The 12,691-nt window shown below is 72.7% G+C and carries 14 protein-coding genes; 3 read left to right on the forward strand and 11 right to left on the reverse strand.

What is annotated here, in order from left to right:
- Window positions 1-90: 90 nt before the first annotated feature.
- From ACLB9X_RS09555 to ACLB9X_RS09565, 3 genes are all read right to left on the reverse strand, one after another.
- Window positions 91-306, reverse strand: a complete 216-nt coding sequence (locus ACLB9X_RS09555) for a DUF397 domain-containing protein (protein ID WP_410360085.1) — start codon at window positions 304-306, stop codon at window positions 91-93.
- A 254-nt stretch (window positions 307-560) separates the two neighbouring features.
- Window positions 561-1,007 (reverse strand): VOC family protein, encoded by a 447-nt coding sequence (locus tag ACLB9X_RS09560; protein ID WP_410359826.1) that lies wholly within the window; start codon window positions 1,005-1,007, stop codon window positions 561-563.
- 58 nt (window positions 1,008-1,065) lie between these two features.
- Entirely contained in the window at window positions 1,066-1,476 is a 411-nt protein-coding gene (locus ACLB9X_RS09565; RefSeq protein ID WP_410360086.1) for a helix-turn-helix transcriptional regulator, read from the reverse strand.
- A gap of 236 nt (window positions 1,477-1,712) precedes the next feature.
- Here ACLB9X_RS09565 and ACLB9X_RS09570 point away from each other — a divergent pair, with 236 nt between their 5' ends.
- The gene (locus tag ACLB9X_RS09570; protein ID WP_410359827.1) at window positions 1,713-2,462 is read left to right on the forward strand and encodes a class E sortase; all 750 of its coding nucleotides are present in this window, start codon (window positions 1,713-1,715) and stop codon (window positions 2,460-2,462) included.
- Window positions 2,463-2,494: 32 nt separating this feature from the next.
- Here ACLB9X_RS09570 and ACLB9X_RS09575 read toward each other — a convergent pair whose 3' ends face one another.
- Both ACLB9X_RS09575 and ACLB9X_RS09580 read right to left on the reverse strand, forming a co-directional pair.
- On the reverse strand, window positions 2,495-3,223 hold the full coding sequence (locus tag ACLB9X_RS09575) for a glucose 1-dehydrogenase (RefSeq protein ID WP_410359828.1): 729 nt from the start codon (window positions 3,221-3,223) through the stop codon (window positions 2,495-2,497).
- A 204-nt stretch (window positions 3,224-3,427) separates the two neighbouring features.
- Window positions 3,428-3,613 carry a hypothetical protein gene (locus ACLB9X_RS09580; RefSeq protein WP_410359829.1) on the reverse strand — a complete coding sequence of 62 codons (186 nt, stop codon included), beginning with the start codon at window positions 3,611-3,613 and terminating at the stop codon, window positions 3,428-3,430.
- Window positions 3,614-3,785: 172 nt separating this feature from the next.
- Between ACLB9X_RS09580 and ACLB9X_RS09585 the strand changes: the two genes are divergently transcribed.
- A complete protein-coding gene (locus ACLB9X_RS09585; protein ID WP_410359830.1) occupies window positions 3,786-4,658 on the forward strand; it encodes an LLM class flavin-dependent oxidoreductase in 873 nt (290 codons plus the stop codon).
- Window positions 4,659-4,689: 31 nt separating this feature from the next.
- Here the strand turns inward: ACLB9X_RS09585 and ACLB9X_RS09590 are convergent, their stop codons facing one another.
- The 4 genes from ACLB9X_RS09590 to ACLB9X_RS09605 all read right to left on the reverse strand — a co-directional run bounded on the left by ACLB9X_RS09590 (window position 4,690) and on the right by ACLB9X_RS09605 (window position 7,914).
- Entirely contained in the window at window positions 4,690-5,331 is a 642-nt protein-coding gene (locus ACLB9X_RS09590) for a TetR/AcrR family transcriptional regulator (RefSeq protein WP_410359831.1), read from the reverse strand.
- Entirely contained in the window at window positions 5,318-5,704 is a 387-nt protein-coding gene (locus ACLB9X_RS09595; RefSeq protein ID WP_410359832.1) for a VOC family protein, read from the reverse strand. The genes ACLB9X_RS09590 and ACLB9X_RS09595 overlap by 14 nt, the downstream gene beginning before the upstream one ends.
- A gap of 89 nt (window positions 5,705-5,793) precedes the next feature.
- A complete protein-coding gene (locus ACLB9X_RS09600) occupies window positions 5,794-7,206 on the reverse strand; it encodes a hypothetical protein (RefSeq protein ID WP_410359833.1) in 1,413 nt (470 codons plus the stop codon).
- 90 nt (window positions 7,207-7,296) lie between these two features.
- A complete protein-coding gene (locus ACLB9X_RS09605; RefSeq protein ID WP_410359834.1) occupies window positions 7,297-7,914 on the reverse strand; it encodes a dihydrofolate reductase family protein in 618 nt (205 codons plus the stop codon).
- Window positions 7,915-8,176: 262 nt separating this feature from the next.
- Between ACLB9X_RS09605 and ACLB9X_RS09610 the strand changes: the two genes are divergently transcribed.
- Window positions 8,177-9,643 (forward strand): aminotransferase class I/II-fold pyridoxal phosphate-dependent enzyme, encoded by a 1,467-nt coding sequence (locus ACLB9X_RS09610; RefSeq protein ID WP_410359835.1) that lies wholly within the window; start codon window positions 8,177-8,179, stop codon window positions 9,641-9,643.
- Between the two features lie 60 nt (window positions 9,644-9,703).
- Here ACLB9X_RS09610 and ACLB9X_RS09615 read toward each other — a convergent pair whose 3' ends face one another.
- Window positions 9,704-11,305: an alpha-amylase family glycosyl hydrolase gene (locus tag ACLB9X_RS09615; protein WP_410359836.1), complete on the reverse strand. Its 1,602-nt coding sequence runs from the start codon at window positions 11,303-11,305 to the stop codon at window positions 9,704-9,706.
- A 159-nt stretch (window positions 11,306-11,464) separates the two neighbouring features.
- Window positions 11,465-12,658, reverse strand: coding sequence for a S1 family peptidase (locus ACLB9X_RS09620; protein ID WP_410360087.1), 1,194 nt, complete (start codon window positions 12,656-12,658; stop codon window positions 11,465-11,467).
- Between the last annotated feature and the right edge of the window lie 33 nt (window positions 12,659-12,691).

Consider the following 12,691-nt stretch of genomic DNA (forward strand, 5'->3'; position numbering starts at 1 on the left):
CGCACACTCCTGCGGAGACTAGGAGAAGCGCCAGTGTCCCAGGCCCCGTCTGCGCGCACCAAGGGACCGGACACCCCGAGTGGGTGATTTTCAGCCGAGCATCCCATCGAAGTCACCGTCGCGAGCGCCCGCCACGAAGGCGGCGATCTCCTCGCGGGTGTAGACGAGCGCGGGCCCCTGCGGGTCGCGGGAGTTGCGGACGGCGATTCCGCCTCCCGGCAGGGCGGCCAACTCCACGCAGTTTCCCGTGGCGTTGCTGTGACTGCTCTTGACCCATGACACCGCGGTCAGCGCTCCGGCGTCCATGCCGTTGACGAACTCCACTGCCACCAGCCCCTCGTCGCTCACGATCCGGTCACCCTGGGCCCACGCGTGCAATCCCATCTGCAATTGCAGCAGGGGACTGCGTTCGACCATACTCGTCCTGCGCCATCTGTCGAACAGCGCGGCCTGCAGGGGGACATGACCAGCGGCGACGCAGCGCATGGGCGGCTCCGCCTTCGGGGAGAGGGGGTTGCCGGTGCCGGGTCCGCCCCCCTCCCCCGCGCGCGGAGCGCCGTTCAGCAGGCCCAGTCCTTGTCGAGGTCGAGGTCGCCCTCGCGGGCCTGGGTGAACGAGAACCAGTTGCCCGAGTCGTCGCGGAAGATCGCCTCGGTGCCGTACGGACGCTCCTGCGGCTCCTGCAGGAACTGCACACCGCGCGCCTTGAGCTTCTCGTAGTCGCCGTGGATGTCGTCGGTGGCGAGCACGCCCGCGCCGAGGATCCCCTTGGAGACGAGCTTCTTCATGGCCTCCGCGGACTCGGGGTCCATGGCGGGCGGGCCCGGGACCATGAGCGTGAGCATCACGTCGGGCTGGTCCGGGGCCCCGACGGTGATCCAGCGCATGCCGCCCTCGCCCATGGTCAGGTCCGTCCGCACTTCAAGGCCCAGCTTCTCGGTGTAGAACTCCTTGGCCCGGTCCTGGTCCAGCACCCAGACGGTGGTGATGGCGAGACCCTTGATCATGACGTGCTCCTGAGGAAGGGGGATGTCCGTTGCCCTGCCACCGTAGGCAGCGGCCCGCTCAGCCCGCTTCTTCAGAATTGCGGTCTCCCGCGCCGCCCCTGCGTCCGGACGGCTCCTTGGCCGGGGAGAATCCGCCGGCCCACAGCATCGCGTAGCACCCCGGTATGAGAGCGGCACCGCGGCCGACGTGCCGCGCGCGGTACTCGCTGGGGGACAGTCCGGTCTGCCGCTTGAAACGGGCGGAGAACGTCCCGAGGCTGGTGAATCCCACGAGGGTGCAGATCTCGGTGACGGACAGGTTCGCCGTGCGGAGCATCTCCTCCGCCCGCTCTATGCGGCGGCCGGACAGATACCGGCCGGGCGTCTGCCCGTAGACCGCTTTGAAGGCACGCACGAAGTGATAGCGCGAGTACCCGGCGTGGGCGGCGACCGCGTCGAGGTCGAGCGGCTCCCTCCAGTCGCGATCCATCGCGTCCTTGGCGAACCTCAGCTGCTTCAGATGGGCCAGGTTAGTCACGTCCTCATGCTGGCATGCGGCACTGACACAGGGCGCTGACCTGCACGGATCGAGGGGTGCACGCCCCGGCCGGATCGAGGGAACATTCGGTCGAATATCGTGGTTCTGTCCGAAAACGGCTATTGGCGTGATCGGCGCGCCCGCGCCGGAGCGCCGGCCGTTCCGCCGGCTGACGATCCGGGTTTCCCATGACTCTTCTCCGAGCTGTTCCCCTCGCCCTCGCGGGCGGGCTCATCACCGTGCTCGCCGGATGCACCGCCACCGCGGGCGCCAGTGCCTCCGCGGAGCCCCGGACGGCGGGCGGCGCCCAGGCCACGGTCGAGCGCCCGGCCGCCGCCTCCGCCTCCTCCGCCGCGACGACCCCGACGGAGCCCGCGGCGGGTACGGCGTCCCCGACGCCGTCCCCCGAGCCGCCTCGGCCACGGACGGAGACGGCGCTGCTGTCCATACCGTCGATCGGACTGGCCGAGCTGAAGGTCGTCCCGTACGAGGGCACGACCGACGACTGGCCCGGCACCCGGATCCAGAACCGCGGCGTCGGCGCCAGCCCGTACGGCGAGAACGGCGGCGTCGGCCCCGGCGAGGTCGGCAACTACCTGGTCACCGCCCACCGCCTCTCCGCGGGAGGCCCGCTGCGCGATCTGCCGTCGCTCGACGAGGGCGAGTCGGTGTTCGTCCGGGCGGGCGGCCGCGTGTACGAGTACGAGATCACGGAGACCCGGTCCACCTCCTTCCGCTCCGAGCGCTCCCTCGCCGAGCAGCGGGCGGCCGTCCCCGGCCGTCCCGGCGAGCGGCCGGTCAAGCCCATGATCACGGTCTCGACCTGCGCGACCCCCGAGGACGACGCCGCGGGAAACTTCTGGCGTGACGACCGGGGCAACCCCGAACACCGCATCGACAAGGTGGGTGTGCTGAAGGGGGCCGAGCCCGCCCGCTGATGTCGGGCCGGGCGCACCGCGCGACGGCGGTCCTACATGCCGCCGGCCACCCGCAGCACCGCGCCCGTGGTGAACGACGCGTCATCGGAGAGCAGCCAGGCGACCGATCCGGCGATCTCCTCGGGCCGTCCCGCCCGGCCGAGCGGAATCGTGCCCGCGAGCTTGGCGGGGCGCTGCGGATCCTCGTGGAACTCGGTCCAGACGATGCCGGGCGCCACGCAGTTGACGCGCACGCCGTCGGCCGCGACCTCCTTGGCCAGGCCCACCGTCATGGCGTCGACCGCGGCCTTGGTCGCGGCGTAGTGCACGTACTGGCCCGGGCTGCCGAGGGTGGCGGCCGCCGAGGAGATGTTCACGATGGCACCGCCGCCGGAGCCGGTCATGTCCCGCACGGCGCGGCGCGCGCAGAGCAGGTAGCCGAGGACGTTGACGTCCAGGGCACGGCGCATGCCCGCGGCGTCGGCGTCGGCGAGGCGGCCGTTGGGGCCGCTGACACCGGCGTTGTTGACGAGGCCCGTGACGGTGCCCAGTTCTGCGGCACGGTCGAACAGCCGGTCCACGGAGGTCTCGTCGGCGGTGTCGACGGAGACCGCGAGCGCGCGCCTTCCGGAGTCGTTGACCGCCTTGACGACGGCCTGCGCGGCGTCTTCGTCGGACCGGTAGCCGACCACCACGTCGTGGCCTTCGGCGGCGAGGCGTGCGCAGATCGCGGCGCCGATGCCGCGGCCGCCGCCGGTGACGACGGTGAGGTGCTGGGTCACGGGAGCCTCCGAGGTCCGATCGGGCTGCTCCCCGACTGTAGTTGAGGGTCCGCGGCCCTGATCAGGAGCCCGCGTCGAGCACGATCCAGGGAGCGTTCCGCACGGGCCGCACCTGCTGATCCGCCTGTACGCGCCGGGCACGAGCAAAGGGGCGCACCCGGGCAGGGTGCGCCCCTTGCTGTGACGTGACAGCCCGGATCAGCTCTAGTAGCGGTCCTCGTCCTCGTCCAGCATCTCCTGGCGCGGTTCACGGTCCTGCCGGCCGCGCTCGCGCTCCTGCCGGCCGCGCTCCTGGGACTGCCGGCCGCGCGACTTGGCATCCTCCATGCGCTTCTGCGCCTGGTCCCGGAGCTGTTCGGCCTTGTCCTGGAACTGGTCCTTGATACCCATCAGTCTCTCCTTCGAGGTGGGGTTCTGGGCGCGTTCAGCCTTGCACGACCCGACATAGCTCGCATGTCCACCCAAAAATGCGCAGGTCCGGCATGCTGTCCCGGCCCGGAGCGCAGCACGTGCGGACGACGCGGCCTTGTAGGCGCGGGAACGGATGGGTAGGAAGGGGTCCATGACTACTCTCGGTGCGGTGTTCCGGCCGCAGTTGCCCCCTGAACGGCTTCGTGGCATGGCCCGTGCGGCCGACGCGGCAGGTCTGGAGGAGCTGTGGCTCTGGGAGGACTGCTTCCTCGAGAGCGGCATCGCCACCGCGGCGGCCGCGCTCGCCTGGACGGAGCGGTTGTGCGTGGGCGTGGGCCTGTTGCCGGTCCCGTTGCGCAATGCGGCGCTGGCCTCGATGGAGGCCGCCACACTCCTGCGTCTCTTCCCCGGCCGCATCACGCTGGCGCTCGGTCATGGTGTACAGGACTGGATGGGCCAGGTCGGGGCGCGGGTCGAGTCACCCGTCACCCTGCTGCGCGAGCATCTGCTGGCGATGCGGGCCCTGTTGGGCGGCGAGCGGCTGACGGTGGAGGGCCGTTACGTGAAGCTCGACGGCGTCGCCCTGGACTGGCCGCCGGCTGTCGCGCCGCCGGTGCTCGCCGGCGCCCTCGGGCCCAAGTCGCTGCGGCTGTCGGGCGAAGCGGCCGACGGGACGGTGCTGGACGCGAGCGTGCCGGCCGACGGGGTGCGCCGGGCCCGGAAGCTCATCGACGAGGGCCGAGCGGCGGGCGGACGCACCGGCCCCCACCCGGTGGTCGTCTACCTCCACACCGCGACCGGCCCCGGGTCCGCCGACCGGCTCCGGGGCGAACTGGCGGGATCGCGGGCGGAGTCGGTGCCGGAGCTGGGTGTCGCCGGGGACGCGGGCGCGGTGGCCGAGGCCGTTCAGCGGCTCGTGGACGCCGGGGCCGACACGGTGGTGCTGCAGCCGACCGCCGACGAACCGGACCCGGAGGGCTTCGTACGGTTCGTCGCGGAGAAGGTCCGTCCGCTCGTGCCCTGACGCCTGGTCCGGCACCCCCGACTCCTGTCCGTCAGTGGCGGTGCCGGGCGCCGGGGGGCAGCTCGCTGATCCGCACCAGCCGGTCGAAGTCGACGGCCACCCCGCGCAGGAGCAGGTCCACCAGCGGGCGTGCGGACGTCCCGCCGACTGGTCCGTCACCGAAAAGTGCACGCTGGTAGACCGTCGACGCGAGCAGGTCGACGAGCAGTTCGGGATCGACGTCGTCGTGCAGATCGCCCCGGTCGACCGCGCGCCGCACGGCGACCGCCGCGGCTCGCCGGCTGGGCTGCACGACGGTCTCCACCAGGCGGCGGTGAAGCGCCGGGTCGTGTGCGCAGTCGGCCAGCAGCGGGGCGAGGACGCCGGGCGGGAGCCGGTCGTGCAGCGTCTCGGCCAGCAGCCGCACGCTCTCGGTCAGGTCGCAGCGGGTGCAGCCGCTGTCCGGGACCGGTGGCGTGACGAGGGCCGAGGCGAGGGCATCGATGACCAGGTCCTGCCTGACCGGCCAGCGGCGCCGGATCGACGGCTTCGTCGTGCCCGCCCTCGCCGCGACCCGCTCCAGGGCGAATCCCGCGTACCCCTGCTCCCGCAGGACGTCGACAGCCGCGGACAGTACGGCGGCGTCGATCGCCGGGTCGCGGGGCCGCCCGCGACGGGGCTCAGTCGGCGGCATCCTGCGGGTACCAGCGCAGTTCGACCGTGTTGCCGTCCGGGTCCTGCACGTATATCGACTGCGCGCTGCCGCGGGCGCCGTAGCGGTCGACCGGGCCCTCGAGGACGGTGAACCGGCCGGAGTCGACGACCTCCTGCCAGTCGAGCGGATCGACGACGAGGCAGATGTGGTCGACGTTGGACTCGCCACGGGGTCGGCTGACCAGGTCGATGATCGCGGTCGGGCTGATCCGTGCCGAGGGGAACGGCGCCTTGCCCGCGCGCCACTCCGCCACCCTGACCGGCTCGAGTCCGAGCGGTCCGCAGTAGAACTCCAGTGCACGCTCGACGTCCTCGACGTTGAGCACGAGGTGGTCGAAATCCTTGACTCGCATCCTGCCTCCCCTGTTTTCATTCCGTTCCGCAACGGATCGTAACACCGCAGCCCCCGGGACGAGAAGGGCCATGCACGTGACCGGTCTCCTTACTGCAGTTGCTCCAGCCTGCGCTGGAGCAACTGCAGCGCGCCCCGCTGACGACCCGGTACGCGCCTGCGCAACCGCACGAGTTCCGGCGCGAGCCCCCGCGCCCGCGCGGCGTCGCGGACCTGTTCCCACTGGTGGTGCGCGCGATCGACGGCCCCCTCGACATCGGGGTCGTCCGCGGTCTGCTGCCGTCTGAGCCGGGCGTCGGCCACCGCCATCCACAACTCGCAGCTACGGGCGGGGTCCCGGGCGAGGCGGGCGAGATCGGCCCGTACCTCCAGCCAGTGCAGCGCCTGCGCCGAGCCGGCTCCGTACACCCGCAGCGCCTCGCCCTCGCATGCGGCCGCGGCAGCGGCGGCCTCGCTGTGCCGCCCGGCGCGTGCCGCGGCGAGGATGGCCGGATGCGGGTCCTCCCCGGCGGCGTACGGGGAGGGGCCGCTTGCTTCCGATGCAGGCGTCGACTCGGGCGTGGCGGGCTGCACGGGCGCGGGTGACGGAGTCGGACGCGGCGCGGGCGCGGGTGCCTGCGTGGCGGGTGCGGGTACGGCCGAAGGAGTCGGGCGCGGCGCGAGTGCGGGTGCCTGCGTGGCGGGCGGCGGTGCCGGGGCGGGCACGGGCACGGCCGCGGAGGTGGGTGGCTCGCCGGTGGGCGCTGGGACGCCGACCGGCGCGGGCGCGGGCGCCCGCGCGACCGGCGGGGGCACCGGGACCTGGACGGGCGCGGGGCGGGGCGACGTTGAGCTGTGAGAGGCCGTCGGTATCGGCAGCGGGAACAGCAGCGCGTCGGCCGGCTGGTCGGACTGTGCCGCGGCCTGCTCGTGCAGCTGCGCGAGGGACGGCCGCGCGCCGCTGCGCCAGATCGCGGCCATCGCCTTGAGGTACGCCGGCTGCGCGACCGTACGGCGGCCCGGAGCGGGCGCGATCCTGCCGTACAACAGCGTGCCGGGGCCGAGCCCGGCGCGGCCCTCCCGCACGTGCTGCCACGCCTCGCCGTCGGCGACCAGGTCGACGACCACCGTGGTCGTCCCGGGCCGGCGTGCCCTGACCTCCCCAGCCAGCCAGTGCCACGGCAGCGCCGTGTACCGCACGGTCGCCGGCGTCGTGCGGGCGAGCGCGAAGTGCAGCAGCCTCTGCTTGCGGTCGAGGTGCAACTGCCCCGCGAGGTACAGGAACAGCGGCCCGGGAGCCGCTGCCGCCGCACGGATGCGGGTCAGTACGGTCTGCGGATCGAGCGGATCGGCGAGCTCGATCACGGTGGCCGCCGTGCCCGTCGTACCAGTCAGCGCCGGGGCGGGTACGGCGGCGAGCGCCGGCAGCACGGACGCCGCGTCCACGAGACGGCCTTTGCCGGCCGGAGCCGCTGCCAGCAGCAACGCCGTACCCGGCGGCGAGTTCTCCCCAGTGATCACCACCTCAGCACCGTAGCCGCTGTCCTGACGTTCTGGCCAAGCGGCACACATCGGACCGCCCCGCCGGCCGTCCGCCCCGGCCGGAACAGAGCGTCAGTCGAGCACCCGGTACTTCAGGTGCGTCGCGCGCGGTGTGCCGACGACCCGGATCGGCTCCAGCTTCCGCTGCTGCGGACCGATGTGGTCGAACAGACGCAGGCCGCCGCCCATCAGCACGGGAATCACGTGCAGTTGGAACTCGTCCACGAGCCCTGCGCGCAGGAACTGCTGGACGGTGTGCGCGCCACCCGCGATGTCGACGTTCCGGTCTCCGGCCACCGCCTTCGCCTGCTCCAGTGCGCTGTGGATCCCGTCGGTCACGAACGTGAAGCTGGTGCCTCCCTCCTTGACCAGGGTCGGGGCGGGGCGGTGGGTGAGCACGAACACGGGAGTCCGGAAGGGCGGGTTGTCTCCCCACGGCTTCTCCCCCGTGTCGTACATGAGGCGGCCCATGACGACGGCGCCGGTGGAGTCGAACCACTCACGCAGGATCTCCGAATCGTGGTTCTCCACGCCGCCGGTCATGCCCTGGCGCTCCCGCCAGCTCGCGAGGTCGTGGATCCAGTGGAACAGGGGCTCGGCCCCGTGCCCGGCGGGGTTGTCGACACTGACGTCGGTGCCGGCGACGAAGCCGTCCAGGGACATGACCAGGTCCGCGGTGACAAGGGTCATGTGTCGCTCCTCCAGGTGTGCATGCTCGGTACGCCGTGCGCGCTGTGCGCCGTGCGCGGGTTCCACCCGTACGTCGATCGGCGCAGGCCCGTTTCGACAGGACGTCCGGCATCGTCCCGCAGGAATCCCCCGGGCCCGGCGCCCCACGCGGGCCGGGCGCCGGTTTGAGAACGCCGCTGACGGCAACACGTGTCGGCAGACGTACCGGCCGTATTCGGCGGACGTACCGGCCGCACGCCGACGCGAGACCAGGAGGCGCACCATGGACCACTCCCGTGTGCCCGTCCTCGAAGCCCTGGCGGATTTCCACCGGCGCGGGGACACCGTCTACGGCCCGCCCGGGCACCGGCAGGGCCGAGGCGTCGACCCACGCGTGCTGGAGGTGATGGGCGAGGGCGTCTTCCGTTCCGACGTGCTGTCCCTCAACGGGCTGGACGACCGCCGTGAGTCGCAGGGCATCCTGGACCAGGCGCAGGACCTGATGGCGGACGCGGTGGGCGCCGAGCGGGCGTTCTTCTCGACGTGCGGCAGTTCCCTGTCGGTCAAGTCGTCGATGCTGGCCGTCGCCGGGCCCGGCGAGAAGCTCCTGGTGTCCCGCAACGCCCACAAGTCCGTGATCGCGGCGGTGATCGTCAGCGGTGTCGATCCGGTGTGGGTGCACCCATCGTTCGACGCCGAGCGGCACCTCGCGCACCCGCCGGAACCGGACGACGTACGGCGGGCCCTCGCAGAGCACCCGGAGTCGAAGGGCATGCTGCTGATCACGCCGACCGACTGGGGGTCGTGCGCGGACATCGCGGGCGTGGCCAAGGTCTGCCACGCCCAGGACGTGCCGCTCATCGTCGACGAGGCGTGGGGCGCGCACCTGCCGTTCCACGACGGCCTGCCGGCCTGGGGCATGGACGCGGACGCCGATCTCGTCGTCACGAGCGTGCACAAGATGGGCAGCGCCGTCGAGCAGAGTTCGGTGTTCCACCTCCAGGGCGACCGCGTGTCGGGCGACGCGCTCAAGCAGCGCGAGGACCTGCTCGGCACGACGAGCGCCTCGTCCCTGGTCTACGCGTCCCTGGACGGCTGGCGGCGGCAGATGGCGGAACAGGGCTACGAGCTCATCGACGGCGCCCTGCGCCGTGCCCGGCGGCTGCGGGAGGCCGTGGCCGCCCTGCCGGGCCTGCGGCTGATGGGCCCCGAGATCGTGGCGGCGGGCCTCGCGGCCGACCTGGATCTGCTCAAGATCGTGGTCGACGTGCGGGAGCTCGGCATCAGCGGCATGCGTGCCGCCGAGTGGCTGCGCACCAACTGCCGTGTGGACATGGGGTCCTCCGACACCTGCCGGGTCAGCGGCGTGATCACGCATGCCGACGACGACCGGACCGAGGAGCTGTTCCTCCACGCGCTGACGCGGCTGGTGGAGGCCGCGGGAGCCGGTGCCGTCGACGGCGGGCCGCCGGTGGCGCTGCCGGAGCCGGGCGCGCTGGAGCTGGAGCAGGTCATGCTGCCGCGTACGGCGTTCTTCGGACCTGCGGAACAGGTTCCGGCCCCGCGGGCGGTGGGGAGGATCGCGGCGGAGATGATCAGCCCCTATCCGCCCGGCGTTCCGGCCGTGGCCCCCGGTGAGCGCATCACGGCCGAAGTGCTGGACTATCTGCGCAGCGGCGCGGCCGCCGGTCTGCTGGTGCCGGACGCTGCGGACCCGTCGATGGAGAGCCTGCGGGTCGTGGCGGCCTGACGAGGCGGGTCCCGGCCCGCGCGGGACGATCCCGCACGGGCCTGTCGGCGCTCGGGCGCGTCAGGCTCCCGGCGCGAGGCGGTACACGCCGTACGCGAAGCCGTCCGCCGTGATCGTGCCGTCCGCGATGTGAAGGCCCTGCGCCTCCAGTGGGCGGGCGCCCGCGGTACGGGACTCGTCGACCGTGACCTTCGCCGGGGCGGCGCCGGGGTTGACGACCACCAGGTACCGGCCGCCGCGTACGTGGACGAACGGGTAGCCGGTGTGCAGGATCTCCACCGAGCCGGACGGGCCGAGCTCCGGTGCGCCGCGGCGCAGCGCGATCATGCGGCGGACCAGATTCAGCAGTGAGGCGTCGTCGGCGCGTTGGGAGGCGACCGTGGGTCGGGCGGGGTCCGGGTCGAGGGGCAGGTAGAGCGCGTCGGCCGGCGCGGTGGAGAAGCCGGCGTTCTCGGTGCCGTCCCACTGCATGGGGGTGCGGCAGCCGGCGCGGTTGTAGCGCGGCCCGAGGACGCTGCCCTCCTTGTCGGGCAGGTCGGGGACGTAGCGCATGCCGATCTCGTCGCCGTAGTAGATGGCGGGGAGGGTGGGCCAGGTGAGCTGGAAGGCGAAGGCCGCCGGGAGCTGTTCGGGCGTGCGCGCGCCGCAGTTGAGGCGGGAGAAGTCGTGGTTGGCCGTGGGCAGAGCGGTGAAGCCGTTGTCGCCGATGGCCTCCCCGGCCGTTCGCCATGCCTCGACGAAGTGGGCGGGGGTCCCTTTGCCCTCCGGGTCGAAGAAGCAGTCGACGGGGTCCCAGTCCTCGTCGTCGGTGCCGGTGCGGTTGTTCCACAGGGAGCGCAGGGGGCGGCCGTTGGTGGGTCCGCCGAACTGGAGGAAGAAGTCCGCGTGGAATCCCGCCGGTACGGAGACGGCGGGGTCGCCCCACTCGGACAGCAGTACAGCCTCCGGGTGGATGCGGTCCAGCCACTGCCGCAGCTCGGTCCAGATCGCGGCGGTCGCCCGCTTGTCCGGGTCGTCCTTGACGAGCGAGGCGGCCATGTCGACGCGGAAACCGGCGAGTCCGAGCCGCAGCCAGTGGTCCATGACGTCGCGCAGCGTCTGCCGGTTGGCGCGCGGCCCCTCGGCGTCGGGGCTCTGCCGCCACGGCTGGGCCGGATCGCGGCGCCCATAGCCGAAGTTGAGTGCCGGCTGGGAGTCGAAGAAGTTCGGCAGGTACGCGCCGGGGCGGCGGCCCGGCGAGGCGACGAAGCCTTCGGGACGGTCGCCGTCGGTCCAGATGTAACGGTGGTCCTCGGGGTCGTCGGCCGACGCGAGGAACCAGGGGTGGCGGTCCGAGGTGTGCCCGGCGACGAGGTCGAGCAGGACCCGGATGCCCCGGCGGGCGGCCTCGGCCACGAGCCGGGCGAGGTCGTCGTCGGTTCCGTAGCGGGGGGCGAGGGCGAGGTAGTCGTCGATGTCGTAGCCCGCGTCGCGGAAGGGCGAGGAGAAGCACGGGTTGAGCCAGACCGTGTTGACGCCCAGCCAGGCGAGGTGGTCGAGGCGGTCGGTGATGCCGTTGAAGTCGCCGATGCCGTCGCCGTTCGAGTCGGCGAAGCTCTGCGGGTAGATCTGGTAGAAGACGGCGTCGGCCAGCCAGGCCGGGGCGGGTCGAAAGGTGGTCATGGCGAAGGTGCAGCCTTTCGTTGCGGCGGTGTGCCGTGGCCGGGCCGGCCCTTGACGGCACCGGAGGCCGGTCCGGAGACGACGGCCTTGCGGAGAAAATGCTGCCGCTCCCGAAGGAGCGGCAGCAACCTCCGCCGCCGGCCGGCGGCACTGCACCGGTCAGGCGGTGTGCAGCCGCAGCCCGTAGCGGGCCAGGATCTCGTTGACCGGCTGGAACCAGGTCTGTCCGCCGCTGCTGCAGTTGCCCCAGCCACCGGACGTGACACCTTGCGCCTGGTCGCCGCTGATGAACGAGCCGCCGGAGTCGCCCGGCTGGGCGCACACGCTGGTCTTCGTCATCTGATGGACCGCACCCTGGCTGTAGTTGACGGTCTCGTTCTTGGCGAGGACGCTGCCGCAGTGCCAGTGCGTCGTCGAGCCGGAGCGGCAGATCGAGGCGCCGACGGGCGCCTCGGCCGAGCCCCGCACCAGCTGGTCGGGCACTGTCCCCCAGCCCAGCACCACGGGCACGGTCCACCAGCCGCTGCCGACGTTCACCCACGCGTAGTCGTTGTCCGGGAACGACGATCCCTGGAACGTGCCGATGTGCGTGCCGTCCCAGCCCCGTACGGCCGCGCCCGGCCGCCCGCAGTGGCCGGCCGTCACGAAGCCGCCGTGCACCGAGAACCCGATCGAGCAGCGGACGTTGCCCGTGTAATACGGGTCGCCGCCGACCGTCCCCGCGGCAAACGTCCGTGGCGCCTCGGCCACCTCCCTCACCTGGACCGGGCCGGCTCGACGCGCACGGTCGAGGAACGCCGCGACATCGTTGTCCGTGCGCTCACCACGGACGACGTTCACCACGATCCGGTTGGCCTCGGGGTCGACGTGCCAACTGCCGACTCCACGGGGAGCGGCCAGCGTGTCGATCGTCCGCTTGGCCGCGTCGAGCCGGCTCGCGCTGTGCTCGACGATCCGGACGGCCGCGCCGGTGGCCCGTACGGCGGCCGCCTTGCGGGCGTCGGCGACGGCGACGGTCAGGCGTCCGCTGTCCGCGTCGAACCAGGACCCGCCGTACGCGCCCTGAGCGGCGCTGCGCGCCTTCGGTTCGATGGCGACGGCGGCCCGCTCGGCCGCGAGGCGCTCCCGCGCCTGGCTCTCGGTGAGTCCCAAATCCCGCTGCAGGGCGCTGAGCAGACCGGGCGACAGCGGCTCCTCGGCCACGGGGGCGGGTCCGCCTGCCGTGGCGGAGGCGGGGACGGCACCGGCCGACACCCATGCGCCGAGGGCGAGGAGGGCGGCGAGGCCGGTGCGTACGACCGTCGTCGTGCGGGTGACTCGGCGGCGACGGGGTGCGGCACACATGCCTGTCATGCGTCTCACGGCGTTCGACCTTTCACTGGTTCC

The sequence above is a fragment of the Streptomyces sp. 5K101 genome (genome assembly GCF_046506645.1).
Taxonomy (GTDB): Bacteria; Actinomycetota; Actinomycetes; order Streptomycetales; family Streptomycetaceae; genus Streptomyces.